Origin of the sequence: Fundidesulfovibrio putealis DSM 16056, from assembly GCF_000429325.1 — a bacterium.
Taxonomy (GTDB): Bacteria; Desulfobacterota; Desulfovibrionia; order Desulfovibrionales; family Desulfovibrionaceae; genus Fundidesulfovibrio; species Fundidesulfovibrio putealis.
On sequence record NZ_AUBQ01000019.1, the window covers coordinates 88138 to 101312 of the forward strand.

At 61.9% G+C, this 13175-nt stretch carries 9 protein-coding genes; 3 read left to right on the forward strand and 6 right to left on the reverse strand.

Features of this window, described 5'->3' with window-relative positions:
- Positions 1–50: 50 nt before the first annotated feature.
- Together purF and G453_RS24585 are read left to right on the forward strand one after the other, a co-directional pair.
- A complete protein-coding gene (gene purF, locus G453_RS0115980) occupies positions 51–1463 on the forward strand; it encodes an amidophosphoribosyltransferase (protein ID WP_027191864.1) in 1413 nt (470 codons plus the stop codon).
- 8 nt (positions 1464–1471) lie between these two features.
- Positions 1472–1807 carry a hypothetical protein gene (locus tag G453_RS24585; RefSeq protein WP_051272511.1) on the forward strand — a complete coding sequence of 112 codons (336 nt, stop codon included), beginning with the start codon at positions 1472–1474 and terminating at the stop codon, positions 1805–1807.
- 580 nt (positions 1808–2387) lie between these two features.
- Here the strand turns inward: G453_RS24585 and G453_RS0115990 are convergent.
- The 6 genes from G453_RS0115990 to ftsY all read right to left on the reverse strand — a co-directional run bounded on the left by G453_RS0115990 (position 2388) and on the right by ftsY (position 11324).
- Complete coding sequence (locus tag G453_RS0115990) at positions 2388–2699, reverse strand: phasin family protein (RefSeq protein WP_027191865.1); 312 nt, start codon at positions 2697–2699, stop codon at positions 2388–2390.
- A gap of 116 nt (positions 2700–2815) precedes the next feature.
- Entirely contained in the window at positions 2816–4483 is a 1668-nt protein-coding gene (locus G453_RS0115995; RefSeq protein ID WP_027191866.1) for an ABC1 kinase family protein, read from the reverse strand.
- Positions 4484–4528: 45 nt separating this feature from the next.
- Positions 4529–6718, reverse strand: a complete 2190-nt coding sequence (locus tag G453_RS24590) for a tetratricopeptide repeat protein (RefSeq protein WP_084502419.1) — start codon at positions 6716–6718, stop codon at positions 4529–4531.
- Between the two features lie 124 nt (positions 6719–6842).
- Positions 6843–8768 (reverse strand): RecQ family ATP-dependent DNA helicase, encoded by a 1926-nt coding sequence (locus G453_RS0116010; protein ID WP_027191868.1) that lies wholly within the window; start codon positions 8766–8768, stop codon positions 6843–6845.
- A 495-nt stretch (positions 8769–9263) separates the two neighbouring features.
- Positions 9264–9797, reverse strand: a complete 534-nt coding sequence (locus G453_RS24595) for an HD domain-containing protein (protein ID WP_027191869.1) — start codon at positions 9795–9797, stop codon at positions 9264–9266.
- A 111-nt stretch (positions 9798–9908) separates the two neighbouring features.
- Positions 9909–11324, reverse strand: a complete 1416-nt coding sequence (gene ftsY / locus G453_RS0116020; RefSeq protein ID WP_027191870.1) for a signal recognition particle-docking protein FtsY — start codon at positions 11322–11324, stop codon at positions 9909–9911.
- Between the two features lie 179 nt (positions 11325–11503).
- Here ftsY and asnS point away from each other — a divergent pair, with 179 nt between their 5' ends.
- On the forward strand, positions 11504–12880 hold the full coding sequence (gene asnS / locus G453_RS0116025) for an asparagine--tRNA ligase (RefSeq protein WP_027191871.1): 1377 nt from the start codon (positions 11504–11506) through the stop codon (positions 12878–12880).
- Positions 12881–13175 lie beyond the last annotated feature (295 nt).

Consider the following 13175-nt stretch of genomic DNA (forward strand, 5'->3'; position numbering starts at 1 on the left):
GGTTCTGGCCTTATCTGTCTGCCTTTACGAGAAGGCTTGAGAGCAGCGACATGAAAAAAGAATACTGCGGATTGTTCGGCATTTACGGCCATCCCGAGGCCGCGCGCATGACCTACTTCGGCCTCTACGCCCTGCAGCATCGCGGGCAGGAGTCGGCGGGCATCGTCACCTGGGATGGCGACAACATCCGTGAGCAGAAGGGCATGGGGCTGGTGGCCGACGTGTTCAGCGAACGCCACCTCAGCCGGGAACTCAAGGGTTCCATCGCCGTGGGGCACGTCCGCTACTCCACCACCGGCGCCTCGCTCCTGCGCAACGCCCAGCCTTTTCTGGTGCGCTTCGGCGACTGGCGTCTGGCCATCGCCCACAACGGCAACCTGGTGAACACCATGGAACTGCGCGCGGAACTGGAAGCCTCCGGCTCCATCTTCCAGACCACCATGGATTCGGAGATCTTCGTCCATCTGATCGCCAAGTACCTGAACGGCGGCACCATCGAGGAAGCCGTCATCAAGGCCTGCCAGAAGGTGCGCGGCTCCTATTCGCTGCTCATCCTGGCCAACGACAAGCTGATCGCCCTGCGCGACCCGCACGGCGTGCGCCCCCTGGCCCTTGGCCGTCTGGACGACCACTACGTCATCTCCTCCGAGACCTGCGCCTTCGACCTGATCGAGGCAGAGTACCTGCGCGCAGTGGAACCCGGCGAGATGCTGGTGATCCAGGACAAGTGCATGCGCTCCTACCGTCTCTGCGAGCCCATCAAGGCCAGCCGCTGCATTTTCGAGCTGGTCTACTTCGCCCGGCCCGACTCCGTGGTCTTCGGCGAGGTGGTTTATTCTCGCCGCAAGCTCATGGGCCAGACCCTGGCCCTGGAAGCGCCGGTGGACGCGGACTACGTCATGCCCTTCCCGGACTCCGGCGTGTACGCCGCCGTGGGCTATGCCCAGCAGTCCGGACTGCCTTTCGAGGTGGCCATGGTGCGCAACCACTACGTGGGCCGCACCTTCATCCAGCCTTCGCAGGACATGCGCGACTTTTCCGTGCGCGTGAAGTTGAACCCCGTGCGCTCGCTCATCAAGAACAAGAGCATCATCATCGTTGAAGATTCCATCGTGCGCGGCACCACCATCCGCACCCGCGTGAAGAAGCTGCGCGAGCTCGGCGCGCGCGAGATTCACATGCGCGTCAGCTGTCCGCCCATCAAGTTCCCCTGCTTCTACGGCATCGACTTCTCCTCCAAGGGGGAACTCATCGCCGCCAACAACTCCGTGGAAGACATCGCGCGCTACATCGGCCTGGACAGCCTGCATTATCTGTCCATACCCGGGCTGCTCAATTCCGTCGGCGCGGACCTGAACGACCCGCAGTACTGTCTTGCCTGCTTCAACGGCGAGTACGCGATCCCTCCCTGCGCCGAGGGCACCAAGAACTGTCTCGATGAATCCAACGCCCTCACCTGGTAGGTAGCCCGATGTTCGGAGCCATCAAGGATATGGCCGTCTCGACGGCCATAACCAATAAGCTGTCGCCATTGTTCGAGGAATACTGCCATTCGTTCAAGCTGACCTTGAACTCTTCGAACAAGACCATGCTGGTCGAAGCGCTCCCCAAGGGGGAGAGCACGGTCGTTCAGGTGGAGATCGTAGGGTATCGGTTGCTGCACGAAAACGGCAGGGCCGTACTGGCCTTTGAGCGACTGGAGTTCAGCCGTGAATGGCTGGGGGCGCTGGCGTCCAGCTTTCTTCCTGAAAACCGGATCACCCTCCCCGAAGACACGCCTTACGAGCTGCTGAAACAGTATATTTAGGCTGGGATTTAAGTCCCAGACCCTGGCTGGGCTCCGCCCAGACCCGCCAGGGCTCTGCCCTGGACCCGGCAGGGGAGAAGCCTCCCCTGCACCCGGCTTTCCGCTTCGCGTCGCGCGCGGCAATTCGGGCTGATGGCTGGCTCTGGTGACTGTCCCGTTCGTGTCCTGGCGGGCGTGCTAGAACCGATTTGAAGACGATTCGTCGCCCACCCGCCAGAACCCGACCGTGACAGCCCGCAGCACCCGCCGAACGCACGCTCTGCCGCATTTAAAATCCATTCTGCCAAAATGAAAGCATGCTCTGCTGCGATGAAACGTGAGTCAGGACGAAGGCGCATGTGGTCGGATTGAAACATTCAACACAGTACTTCCCAGCCAGCAGAAATCGTAGTGGGCGGTGATTTCATGAACTATTAAGCCCTGAAGCGCGGCATTGCGCGCTTCAGGGCTTTCTCGCGAGATATCTGAAACGTATCTGTTCGTTACGCGAAGCTCATTGAGGGTCCAGGGGGATCACCCCCCAGGCGGGAGAGTGCAGAGAGGGCGGAGCCCTCTTTGCCCGCCGGAGGCATCCGCCTCTTCAGCCTTTCCCCTCGCGCTCCTGGAGCTTCTTTTCCAGCTCCGCGATCCGGGCCTTCATCTCTTCCAGGTCTTCCGCTTTCACCAGTCCGAGCCTTTTGAGAATCCGGTCCAGTTCTTCCTGCCCGACCTCTTTGGCGACGTCCACGCCCTGTTCCAGATTGTTGGAGAGGGCGTCCAGGGCGTGCCTGAGTTCCTCGGCGTGCGAATCGTTCACCCGAACGGGCGCGTTCAGGGCGTCCATGATCTTGTCCTTGAGCAAAAGCCCAGCGCCAAGCCCGGTATAGAAGCCTTTTTTCAGCAGATCGCTCATGAGTATCCTCCAGTGTTGCGTCCTCAAAATCCGTCCATACGGATTTTCAAGACAAACAGCCAAAACCATTGATTTGAATTTTGAAAAACAAAATCATGTTTTTCAAAATCGCGACACTAGGTATCCCGGAACATCTTGAACGTGATGTATGTGCCAAGCATCCCGGACAGGGCGAATCCGGCCAGCCCGATGACGGGCATGCCCCAGAGGTGCGGCCCCAGGTCCGAGCTGAAGATCACGGCTGAACAGACCGCCAGGGCCGAGGTGACCAGCGCGCCGCCCAGGCGGTTGCCGATGCGCTGGAAGGTGGCGGGCAGGCGGCCGAAGTCGTGCTGCTTGTGTTCCACGGTCAGCTGGCCGGCGCTGAGTTTGCGCAACACGGTGTCTATCCTGCGAGGGAAGGCGGTGATGATCCGACCGGCTTCTTCCAGTTCGGCCCAGATGGAGCGGTCCGACAGGCCGGGGATCAGGCGGCGCATGGAGTACGCCTGAGCCAGGGAGGAGAGGCTTGATGCCGGGTTCAGCGTCGGGTCGAGGGATTTCAGGGCTGATTCGGAGGCCAGCAGCGCACGCGCCACCAGGATGAAGTCGGGCCGGGGCGAGAGGCCGTGTTCGCGGCAGATGGCCGTCAGGTCCAGCATATGCCGCCCCATGAAACCGTGTCCGCAGGGCGTGTGGAACTTCTGCATGATGAACATGAGGTCCGATTCCAGGCTGAACACGTCCAGGTCCGGCGGTGCGGAGTAGGACATGTCCTCCACCACGCGGGCGAGGCGCGCCGTGTCCTTGCCGCCCAGCGCGATGAGGCAGTCCACCAGCGCGCTGCGAAGCGCCGGGGCCAGCCGTCCGCACATGCCGAAGTCCAGGTAGCAGAGCCTGCTGCGGCCCACGATGCGCAGATTCCCCAGGTGCGGGTCCGCGTGGAAAAAACCCTCCTGCATGATCTGGCGCACGGTGGATTCAAGCCCCAGGGAGACCAGTTCGGCGCGCTCCTCGCTGGTGCCCAGGAACTCGTCCAGGCGTTCGCCGTCGATGAATTCCATCACCAGGACGCCCGGGCGCGCGAGATCCGCATGCACGGCGGGCGCGAACACGCGCGGGTTGTCCTCGAAGAGGGCGTTGAAGGCCAGCATGTTCACGGCCTCGTTGGTGAAATCGAGCTCGCGGCGCACCACCTTGCGAAGTTCGCGCACCACCTCCACGGGCTTGAAGGGGCGGACCGAAGGCGCGCGCTCCTCCAGCAGTTCGGCCAGGTATTCCAGGATGTCCAGGTCTGCGGCCAGGGTGTCGGCCACATCGGGCAGCTGCACCTTGACGGCAACCAGGCTGGCGTCGTCCGCGCGGCGCGCCCGGTGAACCTGCGAGATGGAGGCCGTGGCCACGGGATGATGCTCGAACCCGGAGAAGAGTGTCTCCAGCGGGCGCCCATAGGCCTTCTCGATGGCGGCGCGGATGTCCTCGAACGGAGTCGGGGGCAGCGCCTCCTGGAGGGTCTTCAGCTCGTCGCAGAGGTCGGACGGGATGAGGTCCGGGCGCATGGAGAGGATCTGGCCGATCTTGACGGCGGTGGGGCCGAGCTCTTCGATGATGAGCTTGAGGCGCTTCCATAGGGGAATCGCTGCCGGGGGAGGCGGGCTCTTGCGCCAGAAATAGGGGAACCGGCGGCGCAGGCCCAGCCGGATGAGGAGCTCCTCAAAGCCGTGCTTGGCCAGGACGGACACGATGATGCGCATGCGGTTGGCCGAAGCCAGCGGCGTGTAGCGGATGAGGTCGGATGCGTTCATGCTATCTGGCTGATAGCGTAGATTCTCAGCCGGAACAAGCGGGAGCTACTTGGCGGCGTCACGGGCGGCGATGGCGGCGGCGAGGTTGGCGGCTACTATGCGGGTGGAGGGATTATCCAAGCCAAAGGTAGTAAGCATGATGGCATGAGCGCGGGTGAAGAAGTCGATGGCCTTGTCCAGGTCGCCTTTCGTTTGCCGTGCTCCGCCGAGGTTGTTGAGGCTGGCGGCGACTTCGTGATGCTCTTTGCCGAAGATCTTTTCGTCGATGGCCAGGGAGCGGGTATAGAAGTCGATGGCCTTGTCCAGGTCGCCCTTGTCATGCCAGGCCAAACCGAGGTTGTTGAGTTCCCTGGCAACGTTAGGATGCTCTTTGCCGAAGGTCTTTTCGTCGATGGCCAGGGAGCGGGTATAGAAGTCGATGGCCTCGTCCAGGTCGCCCTTGGCTTGCCATGCTCCACCGAGGTTGTTGAGTTCTCTGGCAACGTTAGGATGCTCTTTGCCGAAGGTCATTTCGTCGATGGCCAGTGCGCGGGTATAGAAGCCGATGGCCTTGTCCAGGTCGCCCTTGTCTTGCCATGCCGAACCGAGGTTGTTGAGGCAGATGGCGACGTTGGGATGGTCTTTACCGTTTGTATTTTCGACGATGACCAGGGAGCGACTATAGAAGTCGATGGCCTTGTCCAGGTCGCCCTTGTCTTGCCATGCCGAACCGAGGTTGTTGAGGCAGATGGCGACGTTGGGATGGTCTTTACCGTTTGTATTTTCGACGATGACCAGGGAGCGACTATAGAAGTCGATGGCCTTGTCCAGGTCGCCCTTGTCTTGCCATGCCGAACCGAGGTTGTTGAGGCAGATGGCGACGTTGGGATGGTCTTTACCGTTTGTATTTTCGACGATGACCAGGGAGCGACTATAGAAGTCGATGGCCTTGTCCAGGTCGCCCTTGTCTTGCCATGCCGAACCGAGGTTGTTGAGGCAGATGGCGACGTTGGGATGGTCTTTACCGTTTGTATTTTCGACGATGACCAGGGAGCGACTATAGAAGTCGATGGCCTTGTCCAGGTCGCCCTTGTCTTGCCATGCCGAGCCGAGATTGTTGAACTCTCTGGCAACGTTGGGATGCTCCTTGCCGAAGGCCTTTTCGTCGATGGCCAGTGCGCGGGTATAGAAGTCGATAGCCTTGCCCAGGTCGCCTTTGTGTCGCCATGCCTCGCCGAGATTGTTGAGGTTTATGGCTATGTTGGGATGCTTTTTGCCAAAGGTCTTTTCGTTGACGGCCAGGGCTCGAGTGTAGAAGTCGATGGCCTTGTCCAGGTCGCCTTTGTCTCGCCATGCCGAACCGAGGTTGTTGAGTCTGATGGCGGCCTTTGGATGCTCTTTGCCAAAGGTTTTTTCGCTGACGGCCAGGGAGCGGGTAAAGAAGTCGATAGCCTTGTCCAGGTCGCCTTTGGCTTGCCATGCCGAGCCTAGATTGTTGAGGACCGGTGCGTAATCTGGGTGACTATCATCCAAACTTTCCTGAATAACAATTAATGCCTGTTGAAGCGCTTGGATTGCGCCATCCAAATCTCCAAAGTCGTTTAGCAAGTTCCCAAGACTATTGAGATACTCAACATTGTCTGGGGAGAGATTCACAGCACTCTTGTAAGACGCTAGGGCGTCATGAAATTTCAAGGCTGCGAACTGAGTTTGCCCCAATTGGTACGTGGCCTCTGCATATTCTAGCGCGAAAGATTTTAGTCTGCCCTGTTCACTCTTAAAGAATAGTTCTGCCTCTTCCGTTCTGCCTTCGCGTAAGGCGCAGAGTGCCTTGTTGCGGAGTTCTGTTGGTTGCCCCTCGTACTTCTTAAGTTTTTCAGAGAGTTCCCGTATCTTGTCATCTCGCTCCTTGATGACATCCGGGATACGTGATTCCGCAATACCCTGTTGGGCAAGCTTGTCGTAAATAGCATCAAGTTTACCATTCATGACATCATGACGCGTCTGCTGGGATTTCTCTGCCTGATGAGCCGAGGCGTCGATATGGTTCTTGATCTCAGGAGCTGGGTCTTTACTGAATCCAGCCAGGATGCCAAATATGTTGGCTACAAGGCCGATGACCTGGATGAGATAGTTACCCATGCCCTGGCTGGCGTTGTGCAAGAGGTAGTCATAGAAAAGCCAGGAGAGGAAAATGAGAGCAAGAAAGACAAAAATCCAGCGGAGATGACGAGCGATTGCTTTCAGCTTGCGCATAGACTTTACGTTATATGATATGACTGAGGGAGGTCAATTGTGAGTGCAAGTCGAAAACAGGATATGCAAACAGCTAACCCAGCGTTTGTCCTGCGTTCGAGGGTATCAGAAATACGGACACATCCTACGCCTTCATCACCCTCTCCGCCATTTCCAGCACCATCTTGAAGGGCACGCGCTCGAACAGCCCGAACGCTTCGTGTTCTTTCAGCCGCGTCGTGGCAGGCGACGACAGCCCGCACAGGAACTTCGCCAGCCGCCTCGGCGTGGTAAGTTGCGCCAAACCCTCCGCCAGCAGGGCGTCCAGCTTCTTGAGCGAGCGCTCGCGCGGCCTTCTGGGCGCGAACGGCGGCGGCACGCAGGGTTCCTCCCCCAGGCACGGCCCGCAGTGCCCGCACGGGCCGCTCTTCTCGTCGAAGTATTGCAGCAGCCGCATGGTCAGGCACTCCGGCTCCCCGGCCAGCACCAGCATCTGGCGCACGCGCTCAAGCTCGCGCCCCTCGCGCTCCGCGAATCGCACTTCCAGCTCCCGCGCCAGCCCGTCCAGATGCACGGGCCGCCTGTCCACCCGAAACCGCTGGCGTGTGCCGCTGGCCTTCAGGTCGATATCGCCCTTGCCCTCCAGGTATTCCAGCGCGGTCAATATCCGGTCGCGCGACTCGCCGATGGCCTGGGCCGCCTCCTCCACGTCCAGCCCGAAGCTGCCGTTGCGCTTCTTCTTGCAGCGAGACAGCACCTTCTTCAGAAACGCCTGACGCGCCTCGTCGAAGGGGGCCAGCATCTCGGCGGAGGTCTTGTTGGGCGTGAGCGTGTAGCTGGTATAGATGTGCCCGAGCGCGCGCAGGTAGCCGTCCAGCTCCAGGTAGGTGAGGAGGGTGCGCACCACCAGCTCCCGGATGTCGTGGCGGTTGGCCAGGGCGGGCGGGGAGAGCAGCAGGTGGTCCTCGCCGCCGAAGAGCTCCTCCAACAGCGAGGTGACGGACTGGATGTCCGGCGTGTCGCCAAGCACGAAGTTTTCCAGCACCAGCGTGTCCTGCAGGCAGACGAACATCTCGCAGACCGAGGGCTTGCCGTCGCGCCCGGCGCGCCCGATCTCCTGGGCGTAGCTCTCCACGCCCTTGGGCAGGTTGTAGTGGTAGATGGCCCGGATGTCGGCCTTGTCTACGCCCATGCCGAAAGCGATGGTGGCCACGATGACCATGGAGTCCGAGGCCATGAAGGCCTCTTGGACTTCCGAGCGGACTTCGTTAGCCATGCCCGCGTGATAGGCGCGCGCCTCGATGCCGTTTTCGGCCAGATACGCGGCCACGCCTTCCGCCGTGTGCTGCAAGGTGACGTACACGATGGCCGGGCCTTTGGGGCGCGAGCGCAGCCGCTCCAGCAACAGGGCCTTCTTGCCGCCGGGCTTGGCAGGCGAGGCGTGCAACTCCAGGTTGGGGCGGTAGAAGCCGGTGTGGACGATGTCTCCGGCGTTGATGTCGAAGGCCCGGGCGATGTCGGCGGCGGTCTCGCGGTCTGCGGTGGCGGTCAGGGCCAGCACGCGCGGGATGTTCAGCTCCTTGGCCGCACGGGCGATCTTCAGGTATTCCGGGCGGAAGTTGTGGCCCCACTGGCTTATGCAGTGGGCCTCGTCCACGGCCAGCAGCGACACGTCCGCGCGCCGGATGGTCTGGAGGAAGCGCTCGTTGGCCAGCCGTTCCGGCGAGATGTACAGGAGCTTCAGCTGGCCGTCCCTGAGCCTGCCCAGCACGTCGCGCGACTGCTGCGCGTCCAGGCTCGAGTCATAACGTTCGGCGGCGATGCCGCGCGCCTTCAGGAAGTCGATCTGGTCCTTCATCAGGGCGATAAGCGGCGAGATGACCAGTGTCACGCCGGGCAGGGCCAGCGCGGGCAGCTGGTAGCACAGGCTCTTGCCGCCGCCCGTGGGGAAGATGGCCAGGACGCTTTTGCCGTTAAGCAGGCGGGTGATGGCCTCGGTCTGGCCGGGGCGCAGGGAATCGAAGCCGAAGGTGTCTCGCAGCAGGCCGGTTACGACAGGAGGGACTTGCATGGGGACTCGTTTGTGACTGGTTGTGAACAGGCGTTGCCGGGACTCCGTCCCGGACCCTGCCAGGGCTCTGCCCTGGACCCGCAAGGGCTCCGCCCTTGACCCGCCAGGGGGATGATCCCCCTGGACCCTCAGTGAGCTTCGCGTCTGGTGGTTGCGGGTTGCGTCGTTGGCAGGGTGCTGTCCCGTTCGTGTCCTGGCAAGGCGGGTGCCGATGGCTGTTCCGTTCACGTCCTGGTCGGCGGGCTAGAACCGATTTGAAGACGATTCGTCGCCCGCCGACCAGGACGCGACCGTTACAGCCATCGGCACCCGCCTGAAGATCACGTAACTTGCCCCGAAAGAGTGCCAAAGGGCTCCCAGCAACCAGCCTCGCCTGAACGCCATATTGCCGCGCTGGAATGCGAAGCTCATTGAAAGTTTTTGAAGGAGAGTCCAGAGAGGAAACTTTTTCCAAAAAGTTTCCTCTTTGGCCGCCGGAGGCATCTTCTCTTGCTCTTACTCTTCGCTCTTCACGTCGCTAAGCGCCATCCCCAGCGCCTTTTCGATGCGCGCCCGCACGGCCTTGGCGCGGTTCTCGCCGTTGGTCAGGCTCTCCAGGCGCTCCGGGTTGTCTTTCCAGGTGTCGCGCCAGATGCCATAACGCTCTTCGATGCTGACGCGGTTGACGCGCCGATAGCTCTTGTCGGCCATGTAGACCACCTCGGCCTCGGAGAGGGGCTCGTCGGGAGAGGGGGTGCGTCCTCCCAGGCGGGTGTGGACCTCAACGATGGCGGCGACCTCGGGATAGCCCAGCGAGCGCAGGAGTTCGCCGCCTGCGCGGTCGTGGTCGGGCTGGCCCTTGCAGATGTCGTGCAGGATCGCGGCTGCCTCGATCAGGGGCAGGTTCAGGGAAATACCCTTGGCGATCAGCATCTGGCCCAGGGTGACGGCAAGCCCGGCGACCTTGAGCGAATGGGCGAGCCTGGCGGGCTTGTCGCCCAGATGCTTTTCAAGGGTGGCGACGGCATCGGCTCTGGTGGGTGTGCTCATATACATAAGGTGGTGTAGTGGCTGGAGGTTTCTTACAGCGCCGCCCCGTGGGGGCGGGGCGGCGGTGATTGATCTTTGAGGATGCCGGTCCGTCCGGCAATCAGGAACATACTACACCAGGAGCGCCTTGGCAAAGTCTTCGCCGGAGAAGGGGCGCATGTCTTCCATCTTTTCGCCAAGGCCCACGAAGGTGATGGGGATGGCGTGCTCCAGCGCGATGCCCACCACCACGCCGCCCTTGGCCGTGCCGTCGAGCTTGGTGAGCACGATCTCGTCCACGCCAACGGCCTCGTTGAAGAGCTTGGTCTGGGAGAGGGCGTTCTGGCCGGTGGTGGCGTCCACCACCAGGATGGTGCGGTGAGGCGCTCCGGCGTGCTTCTTGCCGAGCACGCGCTCGATCTTCTTGAGCTCTTCCATGAGGTTGATCTTGGTGTGCAGACGCCCGGCGGTGTCCAGGAGCATCAAGTCGTAGCCTTCGGCCAGGCAGCGTTCCATGGCCTCGAAGGCCACGGCGGCGGGGTCGGCGCCCTCGCCTTTGGAGAAGAAGCCTGCGCCCACGCGGTCAGCCCAGATCTGGAGCTGCTCGATGGCTGCGGCGCGGAAGGTGTCGCCCGCCACGATGAGCACTTTGCGGCCCTGAAGCTGGGCGCGGTAGGCCAGCTTGGCGATGGAGGTTGTCTTGCCCACGCCGTTGACGCCCACCACCATGACCACCTCGGGCGGGTTGATGGCCTTGATGGTTTTGGGGGCGCGGAAAATCTGGGCCAGCTCCTCGCGCAGGATTTCCTTGAACCCGGCGGGATCGGTGACGCCAGCCTTGCGGGCGCGGTTTTTCAGCTGCGCAAGGAGCTTGCCTGCGGGCTCGAAGCCCACGTCCGCCATGATCAGGATCTCTTCCAGCTCCTCCCAGAAGTCGTCGTCCATGGAGGAGTGGGAGGTGAGCAGGTTGTCGATGCGCGCGGCGATCTGCTCGCGAGTCTTGGCCAGCCCCTCGGAGAGCTTGATGAACAGGCGCGAACGCTCGTCCTCTTCGTCTTCCAGTTCCAGGGCCAGGGCAAGGCGGTACTGAAGTTCGGAGCGGAACTCCTCGACTTCCTCGTAGCCCATGTTGTTAAGCCACTTCTGGAAGCGCGCGATGAAGTCGTCGGCTTCCGCTGCGGGAGCCTCCAGCGAGGTGAACAGGAAGCGCAGGCGCTGCCAGAGGTCCGGCCCGGCCACGGCCACGTCTTGCAGGATGATGCCCAGCCAGACGGACAGCTTGGGTTCGGCCTGGCGTAGCGAGAGGGTCAGGTCCTTCTGCCAGTCCTCGGTGACCAGGTTCGGCGCAGGGACGGGCGAGGGCGCATCGGTGGGCGCGACCTCGGCTGGAGGCGCTTCGGCATCGGTCGGGGAGACTTCCGCCGCCGGGGATTCAGGTGTTTCGGATGCTTCGACAGATGCGGAAGCTTCAGCTTCGGGCGTTGCTCCGGGTGCTTCTTCGGGCTTTTTGCCGCCCAGCCAGGACGAGAGCTTGGAAAAAAATCCCATTGGTATTCCTTGGTCTGCGTAAAGAGGGGGTGGGCGCTGGAAAACGCCCGAAATCCAGGCGTGACGCCCATAGTGGAGTCCAGAGAGTGTATCCCACTGCCGCCGGGGTCTCTCCTATCCTACAGTCCCGCCCGAGACAAGGCTTGCCCCGGTCGGTGGGGCTGGATTATGATATGGGGATGAAACGCACGAAAATTGCCGCTCTGCTCTCGGCCGACGGCCCCAGGGAGCAGATTATCGTCAAAGGATGGGTGCGCACGCGCCGCGACGCCAAGGATTTCTCCTTCCTGGAGATAAACGACGGCTCCTGCCTGGCCAACATCCAGGCCGTGGTCGATTCCGACGCCAAGGGCTACGAGCATATCAAGGACATGGGCACGGGCGCGTCCGTGGCCGTAACCGGGGCGCTCATCGCCTCGCCGGGCAAGGGCCAGGCCTGGGAGATCAAGGCTTCCGAGGTGGAGCTGATCGGCGGTGCCGACCAGGACACCTTTCCGCTCCAGAAGAAGCGCCACTCGGACGAGTTCCTGCGCGCCATCGCGCACCTGCGCCCGCGCACCAACAAGTTCGGCGCGGCCTTCCGCATCCGCTCGGAGCTGGCCCTGTCCGTGCATCGCTTCTTCCAGGACCGGGGCTTCTTCTATTTGCAGTCGCCCATTATAACGGGCTCTGACTGCGAGGGCGCGGGCGAGATGTTCCGCGTGACCACCATGCACCCCGGCCAGCCGCTGGGGCCAGAGGGAGCCAAGGCGGACTTCTTCGGTAAAGAGGCGAACCTGACGGTGTCCGGGCAGCTCTCCGCCGAGCCGTTCGCCCTGGCACTGGGCGACGTGTACACCTTCGGGCCGACCTTCCGGGCCGAGCCTTCCGACACGGCGCGCCACGCCGCCGAGTTCTGGATGGTGGAGCCGGAGATGGCCTTCGCCGACCTGGCCGACAACATGGATCTGGCTGAAGATCTCCTCAAGCACTGCATCCGGGATGTGATGGAACGCAGGGCAGGGGACCTGGAGCTGTTCGCCAAGTGGGTGGACACCTCGCTCATGGGAACCCTCGAGAAGCTGGTCGCCGACCCCTTCGAACGCATCCCCTACGCCGAGGCCGTGGAAATCCTGCGCAAGGCACCGAAATCCTTCGAGTACGAGGCGGCCTTCGGCAAGGACATTCAAACTGAGCACGAGCGCTATCTGGCGGAAGAGCACTTCAAGAAGCCGGTCATCGTGTATGACTATCCCAAGGATATCAAGGCGTTCTACATGCGCCAGAACGAGGACGGGCGCACCGTGGCAGCCATGGACGTGCTGGTGCCGCGCATCGGCGAGATCGTGGGCGGCAGCGCGCGCGAGGAGCGCCTGGACCGGTTGGAAGCGCGTATCGCCGAGATGAACCTCAATATGGAATGCTACGACTGGTACCTGGATACCCGGCGCTTCGGCACGGCTCCGCACGCGGGCTTCGGCCTGGGCTTCGAGCGGTTGGTCATGCTGGCCACCGGCGTGACCAACATCCGCGACGTGATCGCGTTCCCCAGGACGTACAAGCACTTGGAGTTCTAGCAGGCTTGGAAGAGGGGGGTGTCGGGGGCTTGTGGCGGGAAGAAGTTTGGGAAAAATTCCGAAAAGGTGTTGACCTTTGCCCGCCATGTCTCTAAAAGCCCCCTTCTGCCTGCGGGGACGCGAGTTGCTGCGGGCGGGGACGGAAAGCTCTTTTACAACTGATCTTGGAGACGAGGCGGCACTCTGGTGGGTGCTCCGAATGTTCGCGCTGCGATGCGGCGGGGACGAAAAGTCAGCGACGATGAAAAAAGTTGTTGACGGGAACGGGGCGCGCACGTAGAAGTCCCCTCCCGCT